At 64.1% G+C, this 18,117-nt stretch carries 18 protein-coding genes; 1 reads left to right on the top strand and 17 read right to left on the bottom strand.

The window, feature by feature from the left end:
- Positions 1-18: 18 nt before the first annotated feature.
- The 12 genes from mihF to ABWI03_RS19610 all read right to left on the bottom strand — a co-directional run bounded on the left by mihF (position 19) and on the right by ABWI03_RS19610 (position 13,221).
- Entirely contained in the window at positions 19-339 is a 321-nt protein-coding gene (mihF, locus tag ABWI03_RS19555; RefSeq protein ID WP_003944825.1) for an integration host factor, actinobacterial type, read from the bottom strand.
- A 369-nt stretch (positions 340-708) separates the two neighbouring features.
- Positions 709-1,908 (bottom strand): glycosyltransferase 87 family protein, encoded by a 1,200-nt coding sequence (locus tag ABWI03_RS19560; RefSeq protein WP_298773831.1) that lies wholly within the window; start codon positions 1,906-1,908, stop codon positions 709-711.
- 57 nt (positions 1,909-1,965) lie between these two features.
- Positions 1,966-2,787: an orotidine-5'-phosphate decarboxylase gene (gene pyrF, locus ABWI03_RS19565; protein WP_095970206.1), complete on the bottom strand. Its 822-nt coding sequence runs from the start codon at positions 2,785-2,787 to the stop codon at positions 1,966-1,968.
- Complete coding sequence (gene carB / locus ABWI03_RS19570; RefSeq protein WP_095970207.1) at positions 2,784-6,140, bottom strand: carbamoyl-phosphate synthase large subunit; 3,357 nt, start codon at positions 6,138-6,140, stop codon at positions 2,784-2,786. Before carB ends, pyrF begins: the two co-directional genes overlap by 4 nt.
- Positions 6,140-7,315: a glutamine-hydrolyzing carbamoyl-phosphate synthase small subunit gene (gene carA, locus ABWI03_RS19575; RefSeq protein ID WP_298773834.1), complete on the bottom strand. Its 1,176-nt coding sequence runs from the start codon at positions 7,313-7,315 to the stop codon at positions 6,140-6,142. Before carA ends, carB begins: the two co-directional genes overlap by 1 nt.
- Positions 7,312-7,878 (bottom strand): PH-like domain-containing protein, encoded by a 567-nt coding sequence (locus ABWI03_RS19580; protein WP_095970208.1) that lies wholly within the window; start codon positions 7,876-7,878, stop codon positions 7,312-7,314. Before ABWI03_RS19580 ends, carA begins: the two co-directional genes overlap by 4 nt.
- A gap of 6 nt (positions 7,879-7,884) precedes the next feature.
- Complete coding sequence (locus ABWI03_RS19585) at positions 7,885-9,192, bottom strand: dihydroorotase (RefSeq protein ID WP_003944990.1); 1,308 nt, start codon at positions 9,190-9,192, stop codon at positions 7,885-7,887.
- Positions 9,193-9,218: 26 nt separating this feature from the next.
- Positions 9,219-10,163, bottom strand: a complete 945-nt coding sequence (locus ABWI03_RS19590) for an aspartate carbamoyltransferase catalytic subunit (protein ID WP_298773837.1) — start codon at positions 10,161-10,163, stop codon at positions 9,219-9,221.
- A complete protein-coding gene (gene pyrR / locus ABWI03_RS19595; protein WP_095970210.1) occupies positions 10,160-10,801 on the bottom strand; it encodes a bifunctional pyr operon transcriptional regulator/uracil phosphoribosyltransferase PyrR in 642 nt (213 codons plus the stop codon). Before pyrR ends, ABWI03_RS19590 begins: the two co-directional genes overlap by 4 nt.
- Before the next feature lie 229 nt (positions 10,802-11,030).
- Positions 11,031-11,528, bottom strand: a complete 498-nt coding sequence (gene nusB, locus ABWI03_RS19600) for a transcription antitermination factor NusB (protein WP_007728014.1) — start codon at positions 11,526-11,528, stop codon at positions 11,031-11,033.
- On the bottom strand, positions 11,529-12,092 hold the full coding sequence (gene efp / locus ABWI03_RS19605) for an elongation factor P (protein WP_003944958.1): 564 nt from the start codon (positions 12,090-12,092) through the stop codon (positions 11,529-11,531).
- Between the two features lie 34 nt (positions 12,093-12,126).
- Positions 12,127-13,221, bottom strand: a complete 1,095-nt coding sequence (locus ABWI03_RS19610; RefSeq protein WP_095970211.1) for a M24 family metallopeptidase — start codon at positions 13,219-13,221, stop codon at positions 12,127-12,129.
- Positions 13,222-13,332: 111 nt separating this feature from the next.
- Here ABWI03_RS19610 and ABWI03_RS19615 point away from each other — a divergent pair, with 111 nt between their 5' ends.
- Positions 13,333-13,941 (top strand): B-4DMT family transporter, encoded by a 609-nt coding sequence (locus ABWI03_RS19615; RefSeq protein ID WP_124568642.1) that lies wholly within the window; start codon positions 13,333-13,335, stop codon positions 13,939-13,941.
- An 87-nt stretch (positions 13,942-14,028) separates the two neighbouring features.
- Here the strand turns inward: ABWI03_RS19615 and aroQ are convergent, their stop codons facing one another.
- The 5 genes from aroQ to ABWI03_RS19640 form a co-directional block, all read right to left on the bottom strand.
- Positions 14,029-14,457, bottom strand: coding sequence for a type II 3-dehydroquinate dehydratase (gene aroQ, locus ABWI03_RS19620; RefSeq protein ID WP_095970213.1), 429 nt, complete (start codon positions 14,455-14,457; stop codon positions 14,029-14,031).
- On the bottom strand, positions 14,454-15,563 hold the full coding sequence (gene aroB, locus ABWI03_RS19625; RefSeq protein WP_095970214.1) for a 3-dehydroquinate synthase: 1,110 nt from the start codon (positions 15,561-15,563) through the stop codon (positions 14,454-14,456). Before aroB ends, aroQ begins: the two co-directional genes overlap by 4 nt.
- Before the next feature lie 25 nt (positions 15,564-15,588).
- Positions 15,589-16,098, bottom strand: coding sequence for a shikimate kinase (locus ABWI03_RS19630; RefSeq protein WP_095970215.1), 510 nt, complete (start codon positions 16,096-16,098; stop codon positions 15,589-15,591).
- A gap of 13 nt (positions 16,099-16,111) precedes the next feature.
- Positions 16,112-17,299 (bottom strand): chorismate synthase, encoded by a 1,188-nt coding sequence (aroC, locus tag ABWI03_RS19635; RefSeq protein ID WP_003944974.1) that lies wholly within the window; start codon positions 17,297-17,299, stop codon positions 16,112-16,114.
- A 111-nt stretch (positions 17,300-17,410) separates the two neighbouring features.
- A complete protein-coding gene (locus tag ABWI03_RS19640; protein ID WP_095970216.1) occupies positions 17,411-18,109 on the bottom strand; it encodes a S1 family peptidase in 699 nt (232 codons plus the stop codon).
- Positions 18,110-18,117: the final 8 nt, after the last annotated feature.

The raw sequence follows: 18,117 nt of genomic DNA on the forward strand, positions 1-18,117 counted from the left end.
CAATCATCACTTGTCGGCTCAGGCCTCGAAGTCAAACTTGGTGAGCAGAGCCTTGCGCTGCCGATCACCGAGGCCACGAAGGCGACGGGTCGGTGCAATCTCCAGCTCGGTCATGATCTCCTGAGCCTTGACCTTGCCCACCTTGGGCAGCGCCTCGAGCAGTGCCGAAACCTTCATCTTGCCCAAGATTTCGTTGTCTTCGGCGTCCTTGAGGACCTGCTTGAGGTCGGTGCCGCCACGCTTCAGGCGCTCCTTGAGCTCAGCCCTGGCCTTGCGGGCAGCAGCTGCCTTCTCCAAAGCAGCAGCGCGCTGCTCATCAGTCAACTGGGGAAGGGCCACGGTTCCTCCGTCTCGTCGTGTGCAAATTTTGTCTATTCCGCTGATAACCAGCAGCGATAGCGACCGTACTCACGCCTGGCGCGAATTGCTAACCCACCCCCCGCGGTCCGATGCAGATCGCGGTGGGTTATGCGCGTCGAATCGATGTCACCGATCGTCGCCATTTTCGGCAGGATCGAGACGGATTCGGCGCAACATGAACATGCGTACAGTACCGAAATAGACTGTAGCACAAAGTATTTCGTCAATCGCGGCATGACCGCCCTGTGTACGTGTGCGAAATCGTTACCTGCGGGAATGAACGTGGTCGCCGACACATCCAAAATTTTCGAGCATTTTCGACGCCCATGCGCGTGTCGCGGCCTGTTTTCAGGTCTGCAGTGACGATTTCGGATCGCCGGCGTCGACCGTCTCGGGTTCGGTGCGGCTCACACCGGGGGCAGCCAGAGCGATGACCACCGCGAGGCTCGCCCAGAGCAATGAATTCTCCAGTACGAAGCCGAAGACCGGGACATCCATGTCCGCGCCGACTCGCGGAAGCCGAAACAGGACTACTGCGGCAGTGAGGCTGATGGCGACCCAGGACCACACGGGCACGGTTCGAGTGCGCTCCCCCACGCTTGGCTTGATCGGAACCAGGAGCACGCCCACCGCCGGCACCAACCACACGAAATGGTGGGTCCAGGCAATGGGAGTCACGACTGCCGCCAGCAGAGCCACCACCGTGAAACCGGCAAGATCACCCCGCAGGCGCTGAGCACGCCGTGTTGCGACAATTCCGACGACACCCAACACTGCACAGGCGAAAAGCCATGCGGGACCCACCAGGCCCTCGGGAAGTAGTCGCAAGGCCATTCCACGCACGGACTGGTTGCCGAACACAGAAGGGTCGCCGACAGCGACGCGCCCCGACAGTGAGGCGATGTCACCGAAGTAGTCGATCGTCTGGCGCGGGAGAACCGCCAAGCCGAGTGCCGTTGCGCCGAGGAAGCCGGCGAGGCCTCCCGCAACCGCTTTCCAGCGCCCGGTGATCACGTAATAACCGATGTAGACGAGCGGCACCAGTTTGACCGCCCCGGCGATCCCCACCAACACACCCTCGGGAATCCACCGTGGTCGAGCCAGCACGTCGATCAGACACAGGAGCGTCAGGAACAACCCGACCTGCCCGTACCCGAGGTGATCGGAGATCGGTGATGCTGCCGTCCACAGGACCAGGAAACCCACGTAGACCACGACCGGTCGCTTACGCGTGAACGGGACTTCGCGGTAGCTGAGCACGATGATCGCGGCCAGCATCAGGAGGCTGACAAAACTCCATCCCCACTGGACCGCGCCCCACGAACCCAAGGCGACCGGAACGGCGACGAGCGCAGCGAAGGGCGGATACGTGAACGGCAATCTCGCGTTGAACGACTCGTCGTACAGGTTCGAGCCGTCGAGGACGGCCTGACCCGCCGTCCGGTACACGGCGAGATCGTCGCCGTGTACGCCGGTGACGGATTGGAACCCGGTGGCCAGCAGGGCGCACGCCGCGATGAGAAGTCCGGTCTGCCACCAACGATTCACCGACGGACGGTACCACCGGGTTCCACCGCTCGAACGAGCCTCGAGGTCACTCACGGATCAGTTCGCCAATGCGGCTTCGATCTCGTCTCGGTCACGCATTGCTGCCTCCCGAAGTGCCGATACCGAAGGACCGTGCCTGAGCACCCCGCGTGAGGTGTTCGGCAGCAGGAGTTCGGTCGAGCCGGCAAAGATGTCTGCGAGATCCGCTGCCGTTGCGCCCTGCGCGCCGAGCCCCGGAGCGAGAATCGGCCCGTTGAACTGCGACAGGTCCAGACCGTGGTCCCGAGTTGCACCAACCACCAGTCCGACGGTGTCGCGGCCGTCGGCGTTCGCGTCGACCGCCGCGTTCACGATCGACTGAGCCACGCTCACACCGTCGGCCGACGACTGTTGAAGTTCGCCACCCTCCGGATTGGACGTTCGGGCCAGCACGAAGATCCCGCGTGCGTTCTCCCTCGCCAGTTCGAGTGTCGGAGCCAGCGCCCCGAACCCCAGGTACGGCGAAACAGTGACCGAGTCGGAGGCCAACGGTGAATCACCCAACCAGGCTTGCGCGTACGCGTCCATCGTCGATCCGATGTCACCACGCTTGGCGTCCGCGACGACAAGCGTTCCCGCGTCGCGGAGGACCGAGATGGTCCGCTCCAACACGGCGAAGCCGGCGCTGCCGTATGCCTCGAAGAACGCGACCTGAGGTTTGACGAGTCCGACCTCACCGGTGAACGCCTCGACGCAGATCTCGGCGAAAGTCTCGAGACCCTCAGCAGTACGCGGCAGTCCCCACGCGTCGAGAAGTGCGGGATGCGGGTCGATGCCGACGCACAGCCGCCCCCGGTCCGCGATCGCGGACCGGAGACGATGCCCCCAGCTGTGACTCACGACTGCTGTGCCGGCCGGCGAAGACCTGCGTGCAGTTCCTGCAGGGAGTGCACCCCGATGTCGCCGCGGATGGCCGCTTCGATGCCTTGTACTGCAGCCGAGGCACCCTGCACCGTCGTGATGCACGGGATGTTCGACGCTACTGCTGCGCTTCGGATCTCGTAGCCGTCGACGCGCGGGCCGTTGTTGCCGTACGGCGTGTTGATGACCATGGCGACCTCGCCGCTGCGGATCTGGTCGACGATGGTCTCGGCACCGGCCGGAACATCCTCACCCGACTGCTTGTACACCTGCTTGCACTCGATACCGTTGCGCCGCAACACATCTGCGGTCCCTTCGGTGGCAAGAATGGTGAATCCGAGATCTGCCAGGCGCTTGACCGGGAAGATCAGCGAACGCTTGTCCTTGTTGGCGACCGAGACGAACACCGCGCCCGTGGTGGGCAAGGAACCGTAGGCAGCCGTCTGCGACTTGGCAAAAGCCGTACCGAAGTCGAAGTCGATTCCCATGACCTCACCGGTGGACTTCATCTCAGGGCTGAGCAAGGTATCCACGCCGGTACCGTCGGCGCGGCGGAAGCGGTTGAACGGCAACACAGCTTCCTTGACCGCGATCGGTGCACCGGCCGGAGTGTTTCCACCGTCACCGGTCGCCGGCAGGATGCCGCTTGCGCGCAGCTCGGCGATGGATTCGCCGAGCATGACGCGGGCGCATGCCTTGGCCAGCTGGACGGCCGTCGCCTTGGACACGAACGGAACCGTACGGCTGGCGCGGGGGTTCGCTTCCAGCACGTAGAGGATGTCGTCCTTGAGGGCGTACTGGACGTTGAGCAGGCCCTTGACACCGATGCCCTTTGCAAGAGCCTCGGTGGAGCGGCGGACGTTCTCGAGATCCGCACGACCCAGAGTGATGGGCGGAAGCGCACACGCCGAGTCGCCGGAGTGAATGCCGGCTTCCTCGATGTGCTCCATGACGCCACCGAGGTACACCTCGGTGCCGTCGCACAGAGCGTCGACGTCGATCTCGACCGCGTCTTCGAGGAAGCGGTCGACCAGGACCGGACGATCGTCGGAGATCTCCGTGGCACGCGAGATGTAGTCGGCGAGGGAAGCCTCGTCGTAGACGATCTCCATGCCGCGACCACCGAGCACGTACGACGGACGCACCAGCACCGGGTAGCCGATACCGGCTGCGATCTCGCGGGCGCCGTCGAACGTGGTGGCGGTACCGAACTTCGGTGCAGGCAGTCCGGCTTCGGTGAGCACGCGACCGAATTCGCCGCGGTCCTCGGCCAGGTCGATCGCTGCGGGGCTGGTTCCCACGATGGGGACTCCGGCAGCTTCGAGGCGCTTCGCCAATCCGAGCGGGGTCTGGCCGCCGAGTTGGACGATGACGCCGGCAACGGTGCCCGACTGAGCCTCCGCGCGGTAGACCTCGAAGACGTCCTCGAACGTCAGCGGCTCGAAGTACAGGCGGTCAGCGGTGTCGTAGTCCGTAGAGACGGTCTCGGGGTTGCAGTTGACCATGACGGTCTCGTACCCGGCTTCGGACAGCGTCTGCGCCGCATGGACACACGAGTAGTCGAACTCGATGCCCTGACCGATGCGGTTGGGGCCGGATCCGAGAATCAGAACCTTGGGACGCTCGGTCTGCGGAGCCACCTCGGACTCGGCCTCAGGATCAAGCTCGTAGGTCGAGTAGTGGTACGGCGTCTTGGCCTCGAACTCTGCGGCACAGGTGTCGACGGTCTTGTAGACGGGGCGCACGCCCAGCTGATCACGCAGAGCGCGAACGGCGTCCTCACCTGCGTGCGTGTCACCACCGAGTTCGGGGCGCAGAGCCGCGATCTGGCGGTCCGAGATGCCGTGGTACTTGGCCTGACGCAGGGCAGCCTCGTCGAAAGACTCTGCAGCGCGTAGCTTTTCACCGAGCTCGTGAATCTGCTGGAACTGGTCGAGGAACCACGGATCGATCTTGGTGGCGTCGAAGAGCTGCTCGACAGTTGCGCCGAGGGCGAATGCCTTCTCGATGCCGTACATGCGGCCGTCCTGCGGAACGCTCAGATCGGCGAGCAGTGCGTCCAGGCTCTCCGTCTCGATGTCGGCGCCGGTCCAGTAACCCGCACGCTTGGTTTCGAGTGAACGCATGACCTTGCCGAAGGCCTCGGTGAAGTTGCGGCCGATACTCATGGCCTCGCCTACCGACTTCATCGTGGTGGTCAGGGTTCCGTCGGCACCGGGGAACTTCTCGAAAGCGAACCGCGGAGCCTTGACGACGACGTAGTCGAGCGTCGGCTCGAAGCAGGCCGGGGTTTCCTTGGTGATGTCGTTGACGATCTCGTCGAGCGTGTAGCCGATGGCAAGCTTGGCGGCCATCTTCGCGATCGGGTAACCGGTCGCCTTCGACGCCAGAGCCGACGAGCGGGAAACGCGCGGGTTCATCTCGATGACAACCAGGCGGCCGTCCTTCGGGTCCATCGCGAACTGGATGTTGCAGCCGCCGGTGTCGACGCCCACCTCACGCAGGATGTCGATGGAAAGGTCGCGCATCGCCTGGTACTCGCGGTCGGTCAGTGTCATCGCCGGAGCGACCGTCACGCTGTCTCCGGTGTGGACACCGACCGGGTCGACGTTCTCGATGGAGCAGACGATCACGACGTTGTCGCGACTGTCACGCATGAGCTCGAGTTCGTATTCCTTCCAGCCGAGGATGGATTCCTCGATCAGGACGTTCGCCGTCGGCGACGCGGCGAGACCGCCACCGGCGATCCGGTTGAGATCGTCGACGTCGTACGCCATGCCGGAGCCGAGGCCGCCCATGGTGAAGGACGGGCGCACGACAACCGGGTAACCGAGTTCGGCGACCGTTGCGTGTACTTCGTCCATCGTGTAGCACACTGCGGACTTCGCGGATTCGCCACCGACCTTGGCGACGATGTCCTTGAACTTCTGGCGATCTTCGCCGCGCTGGATGGCGTCGAAGTCGGCGCCGATGAGTTCGACGTCGTACTTCTCGAGGATGCCTTGCTCGTGAAGAGCCACTGCGGCGTTGAGTGCAGTCTGACCGCCGAGCGTCGCGAGGACGGCGTCGATCTTGTTGCCCTGCAACGCTTCCTTGGCGATGACCTTCTCGAGGAACTCGGCCGTGATCGGCTCGACGTACGTGGCGTCGGCGAACTCGGGGTCCGTCATGATGGTGGCGGGGTTGGAGTTGACGAGGCTGACGCGCAAGCCCTCCTCCTGGAGGACGCGGCAAGCCTGGGTGCCCGAGTAGTCGAACTCGCAGGCCTGACCGATGACGATCGGACCGGAGCCGATTACCAGGATGTGCTTGAGATCTGTACGGCGTGGCATTAGTTCTTGACTCCGGTTTCTTTCCGTGCGGAGAGCAGGCTGGTGAAGCGGTCGAAGAGGTACGCAGCGTCGTGCGGGCCGGCTGCTGCCTCCGGGTGGTACTGCACCGAGAAGGCCGAATCGTCGAGCAGGCGAACACCTTCGACGGCGCCGTCGTTTGCGCAGGTGTGGCTGACCACCGCGCGACCGAACGGAGTGTCGAATTCCTGACCGGCTTCGCCTTCGAGTGCGAAGCCGTGGTTCTGCGCGGTGATCGCGATACGACCGGTCTGATGCTCGATCACCGGGATGTTGATGCCGCGGTGTCCGAATTTCATCTTGTACGTGCTCAGGCCGAGGGCGCGGCCCAGGATCTGGTTGCCGAAGCAGATACCGAACAGCGGCAAGCCCTGTCCGATGACCTCTTTCGTGAGGTGAACGGCACCGTCGGCGGTGGCCGGATCACCAGGGCCGTTGGAGAGGAACACACCGTCGGCCTTCAGGTCGAGGATCTGTTCGAGACTCGCGTTGGACGGCAACACGTGGACGCGGATGCCGCGCTCGGCGAACATGCGCGGGGTGTTGGTCTTGATACCGAGGTCGATGGCGGCAACCGTGTACAGCGCCTCGCCACCCTTCGGCTCGACGACGTAGCCGCTGGTGGTGCTGACCTCACCGGCAAGATCGGCGCCGAGCATGGTCGGCTGATCCTGGACCCGGCGAACCAACTCCTCATCGGCGGCGATGGCTTCACCGGAGAAAATGCCGGCCTTCATCGAACCGCGAGTGCGCAGGTGGCGAACCAGGGCACGAGTGTCGATCCCGGCGATTCCGACGATGCCCTGCTCTTCGAGCTTGGCCTGCAGCGAACCGGTTGCACGCCAGCTCGAGGTGACGCGCGAGGGGTCACGAACGACGTATCCGGCAACCCAGATCTTGGCGCCGGCACGCTCGCCGGTCGGTCCGACCGACTCGTCGTCTTCGTCGTTCCAGCCGGTGTTGCCGATCTGCGGCGCGGTGGAGACCACGATCTGGCGGTGGTAGCTGGGATCGGTGAGCGTTTCCTGGTAGCCGGTCATTCCGGTGCTGAACACCGCTTCGCCCAGGGTCTGTCCAACCGCACCGAAGGTGGTTCCGCGGAACACCCGTCCGTCTTCGAGGACCAGTACTGCCGGGCTGTTACCAAAGCCGCTCATGCGTTCTTTCCGTTCTGCTCGATGTCGCCAGAGCTTGCGTCTTCGTTGTCATTCGTCTTGTTCGAAGCAGTCTTGTTCGAAGCAGTTACCGGCTTGACCCAGTCCGGATAAACCGTCTTGTCGTCACCGCGCACGCCCGTGTCGATTTCGGTTCCGCTCGGCAATTCCCAGCGGATGACCAGGACGCCGTCCTTGCTCATGACCTTGCCGGCGAGACCGTTCTCCGTGCGGATCGCGCGGATCGACTTCTCCGGAATCCATATGGCCGACGCACCGTCACGCTCGACCAGAATTCCGCCGCTGTAGCGGCTGATCTCGCAGGTGGCGCGGAAACCGAGGTCGCCCACGGCGATACGGTCCTGCCAACTGGGTGCGATGGTGCTGCCGACGTAGAGGCCGGTGGTCGGCAGCACGAGCAGCTCACCCAGGGTTGCCGGTACCGTCGGCAGCTCGCCGATCCTGTCTTTCTGGCGTCGAGCGCGTCCACGCCAGCCGACGTACATCAGGCCGATCATCGCGACCCAGAAGATCGCCAGACCGATGATCCACAGTGCTCTGTCCATGACGCGCTACTCCTCGCTACTCCGCAGCCGCACATTCCCGTCGTGTGCGGTGATGCGGCCACGTAACAGTGTGGTCGTGACCCGAGCGGGCAATGTCATCGACTCGTACGGAGTGTTATGCGCGACACTCGCCAGGTCGGGACCGTGGACCGTCCACTCGGCCGACGGATCGACCAATGTCAGGTTCGCCGGCTCCCCCACCTCGATGGGGCGGCCCTGATCGTCGAGGCCCACGATTGCCGCGGGGCGCTCGCTCATGACCCGGGCAACGCCGCGCCAGTCCAACAGGCCAGGCTGGACCATCGTCTGCACGATGATCGACAGCGCCGTCTCGAGGCCGAGCATTCCGGGACGAGCGGCCGCGAATTCGCAGCACTTGTCCTGCTCGGCGTGCGGAGCATGGTCGGTCGCGACGCAGTCGATGATGCCCTCGGCCAGACCCTTGCGCAGGGCAGCAACATCGCTGGCCTCACGCAAGGGAGGATTGACCTTGTTGATCGCGTCGTACGTCTCGAGCCGTGAATCGTCGAGGAGCAGGTGATGCGGGGTGACCTCGGCGGTGATCGAAATCCCTTGGCTGCGAGCCCACTTCACGAGTTCAACGGTTCCGGCGGTGGATGCGTGGCAGATGTGAACGCGAGCTCCGGCGTCACGCGCGAGGAGTGCGTCACGGGCGACGATCGATTCTTCGGCTGCTCGCGGCCATCCGGCCAGGCCGAGACGCGCGGCCGTGGGGCCCTCGTGGGCGACCGCACCGACGGTCAGGCGGGGCTCTTCGGCGTGCTGTGCGATCAGAACGCCCAGTGAGCTGGAGTATTCGAGCGCACGACGCATGATCAGTGGGTCGTAGACGCAGTGGCCGTCGTCGGAGAACATCTTGACCTTGCCGACGCCAGCGGCCATGGTCGCCATCTCGGCGAGCTGCTTACCTTCCAGGCCTGCTGTGACTGCGCCAACGGGGTGGACGTCGACGAGGCCGACTTCCTGACCGCGTCGCCAGACGTGATCGGTGATGACCACCGAATCGGCGACCGGGCTCGTGTTGGCCATCGCGAAGACCGCGGTGTATCCACCAAGCGCGGCTGCCGAGCTACCGGTTTCGATGGTCTCGGTGTCTTCGCGGCCCGGCTCACGCAGATGCGTGTGCAGATCCACGAAGCCGGGAAGCAGGATCTGCCCACCGGCATCGATCACCTCGGATGCCGTGGCCGGATCGAGGTCCACGCCGATCTCGAGGATCGTGCCGTCGCCGACGAGTACGTCGGTGGGCTCACCTTCTCCGTAGATCAGGACTCCGCGGAGCAGGACACTCACGGGTGATTCTCCGTTCTCGTTTCTCGTCACAGCGCGCCGTCCTCCGACCCGACCAGAAGTCGGAACAAGACAGCCATGCGCATGTGCACACCGTTGGTAACCTGTTGCAGTACAGCAGTTTTCGAGGAATCGGCGACGGCGGATGCAATCTCCATGCCGCGCAGCATCGGGCCGGGGTGCAGTACCACCGCATGATCGGCCAGCATCGCCAGTCGCTTCTCGGACAGGCCGTAGTTGATCGAGTACTCGCGCTGCGACGGGAAGAAGCCGCCGTTCATGCGTTCGGCCTGAACCCGCAGCATCAGCACCGCGTCGAGGCCGGGCAGTTCGGCGTCGAGTGAATGCGAGACCGTGACCGGCCAGGTGTGCGCCCCGACCGGCAGCAGTGTCGGCGGGGCAACAAGAACAACCTCGGCGCCGAGCATCGAGAGCAGCAGCGCGTTGGAGCGGGCCACGCGGCTGTGCAGAATATCGCCGACGATCGCGATCCGCTTGCCCTCGATGTCACCGAGACGCTGCCGAAGGGTCAAGGCGTCGAGAAGCGCCTGGGTGGGATGCTCGTGCGTACCGTCACCTGCGTTGATGACTGCCGGGCCACCGTCGTCGGCCGCTCCGGTCCACTTGGCGATCTGGTGGGCGGCACCCGAAGACGGATGCCGCACGATGAGGGCGTCGGCACCGGCCGCGCGCAGGGTCATCGCGGTATCGCGCAGGGATTCGCCCTTGGACACCGAGGAACTCGATGCACTGACGTTGATGACGTCGGCACTCATCCACTTGCCGGCCACCTCGAAGGACACCCGGGTGCGCGTCGAGTTTTCGAAGAACACCGTCATGACCGTGCGTCCACGCAGCGTCGGGAGCTTGCGTACCTCGCGTCCCAGAAGCGCCTGCTCGAAGCGTTCCGCCTCGTCGAGAAGTTCTACCGCGGACTCACGATCGAGGTCCGCGATGGAAAGAAGGTGCTTCACGCGCTCTTACCTCCGGAGATGACTACCGCTTCCCTGCCGTCGTGCTCCTGGAGGAGAACCTTGACGTCCTCGGACCTCGCGGTCGGGACGTTCTTGCCCACGTAGTCGGCACGCAATGGGAGTTCGCGGTGACCACGATCCACGAGCACTGCGAGTTGGACCGCACGAGGGCGCCCCAGATCGCGCAACGCGTCCAGTGCCGAGCGCACAGTGCGACCGGAGAAGAGGACGTCGTCCACGAGAACGACCAGCGCATTGTCGACGCCACCTTCGGGGACGGACGTGCGCTCGAGCGGGCGATGCGGCTTGTTGCGGAGATCATCCCGGTAGAGCGTGATGTCGAGAGATCCGATAGGAAGACGCACACCGGAGAATTCTTCGATCTTGGCGCGCAGTCGCGTGGCGAGAGTGGTTCCACGCGTCGGGATACCGATCAGAACCACACGAGGGGCTGTTCCCTCGGGTCCGTCGAGTGCGGTTTTCTCGATGATCTCGTGAGCGATCCGCGCGATGGTCCGGCCCACATCCTGGGCGGACAACAATTCGCGGGTCTCGCTACCTGCCTCGGCACCGACCGGCGCCTTCGCGTTATCTGGACCTGCAAGATCGGATGGGCGAGACCCTTCGGGCACGCTCATGCTGCGACCTCCTTCTCCGCCTCACTGGACGGATCGTTAAAGGATGTCTGACGGTCCCCACCCTATCAGCCGACAGACCTGATCCCGCCGTGCGAGCAGTGACGCTGACCGGTTGTGTGCAGACACACAACTCGCGCAGTGACATCTGTGCGACTCGCGCAGAGACATCTGTGCGACTCGCACGGCGACATCTGTGCGACTCGCACGGCGGGTGGTGGAACAAGACTTGCTACTCGGTACCGGAATCCGATTCCTGCGCGCGCTGCGAGGTCGCCGCTGCTGCCGATCGAACCTGCGGCGCAACGAGAACGACCTGGCCGAGGATTCCGTTGACGAATCCCGGAGAGTCGTCCGTCGAGAGCTGCTTGGCGAGTTCGACGGCCTCGTCCACGGCGACAACCGGAGGAACGTCCGTCGCGTGGAAGAGCTCCCACACGGCGATACGCAGAATCGCACGGTCGACGGCGGGCAGACGCTCGAGCGTCCAGTCCTGCAGATGCGAGGAGATGACCTGATCGATCCGGTCCAGATTCTCCGCGACTCCGGACACCAACGTGACGGTGTAGGCCGCGACAGGCGCTACCGCGTCGTCTTTGACGGACAGGTCGGAACGCTCCGACGCGAGTGCGACCGGATCGAGGTCACGTGCCTCGGCTTCGAAGAGGAAGTCGACGGCACGCTTGCGCGCCTTGTGGCGTGCACCGAGTTTCTTATGTGTGCCGGACACTCAGGAATTCACACGCCCGAGGTAGTTGCCGTCACGGGAATCGACCTTGAGCTTGTCACCGGTGTTGATGAAGAGCGGGACATTGATCTCGGCACCGGTCTCGAGGGTGGCAGGCTTGGTGCCGCCGGTGGAGCGGTCGCCCTGCAGGCCCGGATCGGTGTGCTTGACGACGAGCTCGACCGTGACCGGAAGCTCGACGAAGAGGGGAACGTCTTCGTGGGTCGCGACCTGGACGGCCATGTTCTCGAGCAGGAAACGCGACTGGTCGCCGACGGTGGATTCGCTGATCGACACCTGGTCGTAGGTGTCGCCGTCCATGAAGATGTAGTCGCTGCCGTCGTGGTAAAGGTACGTCATGTCACGACGGTCGACCGTGGCGGTCTCGACCTTCACACCGGCGTTGAACGTCTTGTCCACTACCTTGCCCGAGAGCACGTTCTTGAGCTTGGTGCGCACGAAGGCAGGGCCCTTGCCGGGCTTGACATGCTGGAACTCGATGATCGTCCACAGCTGGCCTTCGATCTGCAGAACCAGACCATTCTTGAAATCACTGGTGGAAGCCACTTGCTTCGCGTCTCCTAGGGGTCGGGAAACCGTCTCAGACGACGGTAAGGTCTTTTGCGGTCAGTGTGAGCAGCTCTGGCCCCTGCTCACGAACTACGAGCGTGTCCTCGATCCGTACACCTCCGCGCCCGGAGAAGTACACGCCCGGCTCGACGGTCACCGCCGCGCCGGAAAGAAGTGTACCGGTGCCGAGCTTGCCGATCCCCGGTGCTTCGTGGATTTCGAGGCCGACACCGTGGCCGAGGCCGTGCAGGAACAATTCGCCGTATCCTGCATCGTCGATCACCGCACGGGCGACGGCGTCGACTGCCGCACATTCGACACCCGGCGCGAGCGCGTCGCAACCGGCAGCTTGAGAACGCGCGACAAGCTCGTAGATCTCCCGTTGCCAATCGGAAACGGACTCGAGCACGTAGGTACGGGTCATGTCCGAGTGGTACCCACCGACCTGAGCCCCGAAGTCGAGTTTCACGAAGTCACCCGACGCCAGGATCGCGTCGGTCGGTCGGTGATGCGGAATTGCCGAGTTGGCGCCGGCCGCGACGATCGTCTCGAACGAAATACCGTCCGCACCGTTGTCGAGCATCAGATTTTCCAGCTCGCGGCCGACCTCTCGTTCCGTTCGGCCAGGTCGCAGACCACCGCGAGTGATCAACTGTGCCAACGCGACATCGGCTGCGGTGCACGCGGCGCGCAACAACTCCACCTCGTGCTCGTCCTTGACCATGCGCAACTGTTCGACAAGTCCGCTCACCGGTTCGAACCGGATCTTCGGCGCCGCCTCGGTCCACGCCCGATGTTCGGCGAACGTCGCCACGTGTGACTCGAATGCGAGAACGGGCGCCGTGGACTTCTCGATCAAGTGCGCAGCACTCGAACGGGCGATTTCGGCACGAAGGTCAGGTACCTGCTCCGCGACCTGCGTCACGTAACGGCCGTCGGTGCAGATCACCGTCTCGCGTTCGTCGGACGCTGAATCGGATGCACTGACGACGAGCGCCGCATTCGAACCGGTGAAACCGGTGAGGTATCTGATGTTGAGGAGATCTGTGACGAGAATCGCGTCGAGTTCGCGCTCCGAGAGGAGGCGTCTGAGGGATTCACGGCGTGTTCTGAAGTCGACCGGCATCCCTCGAACCTACCGCCCGCGCAGACCTGCCGATCAACTCGAAACTCACGGTTACAGCAATAAGTGTGGGTTAGGCCACAAGGTGTAATGGGTTCTAGTTAGGCTGTACCCATGAATGCGTGGTTGGTACGTGGCCTCGGCATGGCCCTGATACATGTTGTGTTTCGTGCGTTGCTCGGTGCAGCGATCGCACAGTGGCCACTTCAGGGGTCCACCCTGCGCTGGCTGTCCCTGTTGATCGTCATCGTCTTCGCCGCGATCTGGGGTGGTATCGACGGCATTCGTGACCGCCGGAACTTCCCCGAACCCGAGGACGGCGCCGATCTGACCATGCTGTGGCTCAAGGCCGCGTTGGTCGGAGGGTTCGTCGCCGGTGCTGCCAGCTGGGCACTCAGCCTCGTCCCCTCCCTCGAGCTGACCCAGCAGGGCTTGTTCTTCGAGGTGACGTCGGGTGCGGCGTTCACGATTCTTCTCATCTTCGTCCCCGCCATGATCGCCATCACCGTCGGACGCTTCTTCGTCAGCCGCGAACAGCGCAAGAACGGAACAGCTCCGCAGACCCCGACCCACGAGCGTCACCGCGAACCCGTGCCCGTCAGCGAGGGCTACGACTCCCCCACCGAGCAGCACGCGTACAGCGGAGCCGCCATGTCCGTCGAGGAATCCGACGCCGATACCGCGGTCTTCCCGGCGATCGATCTGGGCAAGCGCGAGCAGTAACGCCCACCGTCTACACAACCGAATGCGGCCCCGAGGATATTTTCCTCGGGGCCGCATTCGTGTGGCTGGGTTTTCGACTTCCCTCGTTCAGCCCCGCTCGGCGAGGAATCTGATCGCCAGCGGGTACGCGGCGACGCCAAGTCCGACGATCACGCCGGTCGCAATCGGGCTCAGGTAAGAATGGTGCCGAAACTCTTCTCGCGCATGAACGTTCGAGATGTGCACTTCGACGAGACCTGCGGTCAGTTCGGCGCATGCATCTCGCAGGACCACCGACGTGTGCGTCAAGCCACCGGCATTGAGGATCACGGGTTCCCCCGCGTCCGCCGCGTCGTGGATCCAGCCGAGCAGATCACCTTCGTGATCGCTCTGACGAACGACGACCTCGACGCCGAGCTCCTTGCCTGCCGCGACACACAATTCGATCAGGTCGTCGTGTGTGGTCGCGCCGTAGACCTCGGGCTGACGCTTACCCAGACGTCCCAGATTGGGCCCGTTGACGACGTTGATCTTCACAGCAGGACCGTTCCGCCGGCCGGCCTCGCATCGCGGGCAATCGCGGAGTATGCCGCAACCAACAAGCTCGGATCCGGCCCTTCGAGGCGGCCCGGCTTGGCCAGACCGTCGAGGACCACGAAACGCAGCAGGCCGGCACGGTTCTTCTTGTCGGTCTGCATTCCCTTGAGCAGGTCACCGAACGCGTCACCGTCGTAGGACGTCGGCAGCCCGACGAGATCGAGAATCGACTTGTGACGATCCGCGGTGGCGTCGTCGAGTCGGCCCGCGAGCCGTCCGAGTTCGGCAGCGAAGACCAGTCCGACGGAGACGGCAGCACCGTGGCGCCACTTGTAGCGTTCACGACGTTCGATCGCGTGGCCGAGGGTGTGGCCGTAGTTGAGGATTTCACGCAGATCCGACTCGCGCAGATCCGCGGCCACGACCTTGGCCTTGACCTCGACGGAGCGACGAATCAACTCGGGCAGAACAGTTCCCGACGGATCGAGAGCTGCCTTGGGATCGGCTTCGATGAGATCCAGGATTACCGGGTCGGCGATGAATCCGGTCTTGATGACCTCGGCCATGCCGGCAACGATCTCGTTGTGCGGCACCGTCTCGAGTGTCGCGAGATCGATGAACACCGCGCCGGGTTCATGGAACGAACCGACGAGGTTCTTGCCCGCTTCGGTGTTGATACCGGTTTTGCCGCCCACTGCTGCGTCGACCATCGCGAGCAAGGTGGTGGGGACGTGAACTACCTTGACACCGCGCATCCACGTAGCAGCGACGAAGCCGGTGAGGTCGGTCGCCGCTCCCCCGCCCAAGCTCATGATCGCGTCGCTGCGAGTCAGGCCGATCCGGCCGAGCACATCCCAGCAGAAGCCGGCGACGGCAAGATCCTTGCCGTCCTCGGCATCGGGAATCTCGATACGGTGAGCGTCAATTCCCTTCTCCGCCAACGCAGCCCGTACGGCCTCCGCGGTCTCTGCCAGCGGCGGCTGATGGAAGATCGCGACAGTGCGCGCGCCGTCGAACTCGGCAACGAGATCACCGAGCAGGCCGCGGCCGATCACGACCGGGTAAGGACTTGCGGTCTTCACCTCTACACGTACGGGTTCGGTCACTGCTCCACTACTCCGCTCCGGTTGTTCATTTGTCTTGAAGTTTCGACACCAGTTGTCCGACGACACGCGCCGGACTTCGGCCGTCGGTCCGAATCCGAATCGTGGCCGAACGCCGGTACAGCGGACGACGACGCCTCATCAACTCCTGGTACTTGACCTTGGGATCTCCGCCGGCCAGCAGCGGACGATGATTGTTCGCCCCGGTGCGGCGAAGCCCTTCGGCGACACTGATCTCGAGGTAGATGACCGTGTGACCCTGGAGCAGTTCGCGGGTGCGATCGGAGAGGATCGCGCCACCGCCGAGGGAGACGATGCCGTCGGTGGCCTCCAACGCTTCGCGAACCACCGATTCCTCGATCTCACGAAACCGAGGCTCGCCGTCATGGGTGAAGATCTCCGGGATCGTCCTACCCGTGGTCCGTTCGATCTCGGCGTCGGTATCGACCAATTCGAGTTCGAGTGCCTGCGCGAGACGTCGACCGATGGTCGATTTGCCGGCTCCGGGCGGACCGATGAGTACAGCCTTCGGCTTCATCGATACGTGAGTCCTATCGAGGCGGCCGGGCTGCGATGCCCTCGGCGTAACGACGGTAGTTGGCAGTGGTTTCAGCAATGGAATCACCACCGAACTTTTCGAGTGCAGCCTGAGCCACGACAAGCGCAACCATCGACTCGGCGACGACGCCGGCGGCCGGAACCGCGCACACGTCGCTGCGCTGGTGGATGGCAACCGCTTCCTCGCCGCTCTCCATGTCGACCGTCGCCAGAGCACGCGGAACGGTCGAGATCGGCTTCATCGCGGCGCGAACTCGCAGAGCCTCACCATTGGTCATGCCACCTTCGATACCGCCTGCGCGGTTCGTGGAACGCACGATGCCGTCGGGGCCCGGACGGATCTCGTCGTGAGCCTCGCTGCCACGACGGCGCGCGGTCTCGAAGCCGTCACCGACCTCGACGCCCTTGATGGCCTGAATTCCCATGAGGGCAGCGGCAAGTCGTGAATCGAGTCGCTCGGCGCCACTGACGAAGGTGCCGAGTCCGACCGGCAAACCGTGGATGACGACCTCGACGACGCCACCGAGGGTGTCGCCGTCCTTCTTGGCCGATTCGATTTCGGCGATCATCGACTCTTCGGCGGCCTTGTCGAAGGCACGGACCGGGCTCGCGTCGATCGCGTCCAGATCCTTGCCCTCCGGCACAGGACCGACGTACGGCTCGGAAGCGCCGATGGAGATGACGTGTGAGACGACCTCGGCACCGAACACCTGACGCAGGAACGAACGCGCGACGGTTCCGGCGGCTACTCGGGCTGCGGTCTCGCGAGCGCTGGCACGCTCGAGGACGGGACGCGCATCGTTGAAGCCGTACTTGAGCATGCCGCTGTAATCGGCGTGGCCGGGACGCGGGCGCGTCAGCGGGGCATTGCGTGCCTGATCGGCGAGCAGGTCGGGGTCGACCGGGTCGGCGGACATGATGGTTTCCCACTTGGGCCACTCGGTGTTGCCGATTTCGATGGCCACGGGGCCACCGAGCGTAAATCCGTGGCGGACACCGCCGATGATGGTGACCTTGTCGGCCTCGAACTTCATCCGTGCGCCACGGCCGTAACCGAGTCGACGACGGGCAAGTTCGGACGAGATGGCCTCAGAGGTCACTTCGACCCCCGCGACCATGCCCTCGAGCATCGCAACGAGGGCGGGACCATGGGATTCTCCGGCAGTTATCCAACGCAGCACGCCGACCATCTTTCCACGTCGCAGACCTCAGTTGTCACAGTGGCCCTCCGGGTGAACGCAGATGGCCCACACGCACGATGCGTGTGGGCCATCTCAGAGGTTCCTGCGGGTCTAGAACAGGCGGAATCCTCCACCGTTGGCATTGATGTCAGCCAAACCGATGTTGATGTCCGCCGAGTTGTCGGGAGCATGGAACGGCGGCGGGAGCGGCTCGAAGCAGTACGGTTCGAAACCATTGCTGATCAAGCCGACCAGGCGATCACCGACGACAAGGGGTCCACCGGAGTCACCGGGAATCGAGCAGGTGTGCTCGACGATCTCACCGTAGACGGAGTCGTAACCCCAGGTGATACCGCACGTGTTGCCGGTCGATCGACCTTCCTTGCAGACGATCGTGCCCGGTGCCGGCGGGGCGCCGATTCCGTTGATCGTCGTGCCGCCGACGGTACGCAGCGGGGCAACCTTTGCGTCGTCGAGATCGATCACGGCGATGTCCGAGACCGGACTCGAGTAGGTGAACCGGCCGATGGGGCCGGCTTCGGGCAGGTATTCGGCGAACACCCGGTCCCCGACAACTCCACAATGTCCGGCGGTGAGTGCCACGAGCGAACCGGCGTTGTCATAGCCGACCGCGGTCAACGTGCACGCCGCAACTTGGTCGGGATTGGAGTGATCCACGTCCGGCAGCAGGATTCCTGAGCCCCCGCCCAGTGCCACCGACGAAGGTGCAGGCGCGGCGCCGGCGACGCCTGCCCCTGCGGCCACAGCAGCCAAACAGGCTGCCGCAGCGACGAAAAGCCTTGTGCGCATAGGTTCCC

This window comes from Rhodococcus baikonurensis (genome assembly GCF_040489275.1).
GTDB classification, from domain to species: Bacteria; Actinomycetota; Actinomycetes; order Mycobacteriales; family Mycobacteriaceae; genus Rhodococcus_F; species Rhodococcus_F baikonurensis.

Coding starts and splice junctions, on each gene's coding strand:
- ABWI03_RS19580 (WP_095970208.1), bottom strand. CDS start 7,878: ATGGACAGAGCACTGTGGATCATCGGTCTGGCGATCTTCTGGGTCGCG.
- ABWI03_RS19610 (WP_095970211.1), bottom strand. CDS start 13,221: ATGCCGGTCGACTTCAGAACACGCCGTGAATCCCTCAGACGCCTCCTC.
- ABWI03_RS19615 (WP_124568642.1), top strand. CDS start 13,333: ATGAATGCGTGGTTGGTACGTGGCCTCGGCATGGCCCTGATACATGTT.
- carB (WP_095970207.1), bottom strand. CDS start 6,140: ATGCCACGCCGTACAGATCTCAAGCACATCCTGGTAATCGGCTCCGGT.
- pyrR (WP_095970210.1), bottom strand. CDS start 10,801: ATGAGCGTGCCCGAAGGGTCTCGCCCATCCGATCTTGCAGGTCCAGAT.
- ABWI03_RS19630 (WP_095970215.1), bottom strand. CDS start 16,098: ATGAAGCCGAAGGCTGTACTCATCGGTCCGCCCGGAGCCGGCAAATCG.
- ABWI03_RS19640 (WP_095970216.1), bottom strand. CDS start 18,109: ATGCGCACAAGGCTTTTCGTCGCTGCGGCAGCCTGTTTGGCTGCTGTG.
- carA (WP_298773834.1), bottom strand. CDS start 7,315: ATGAGCGGCTTTGGTAACAGCCCGGCAGTACTGGTCCTCGAAGACGGA.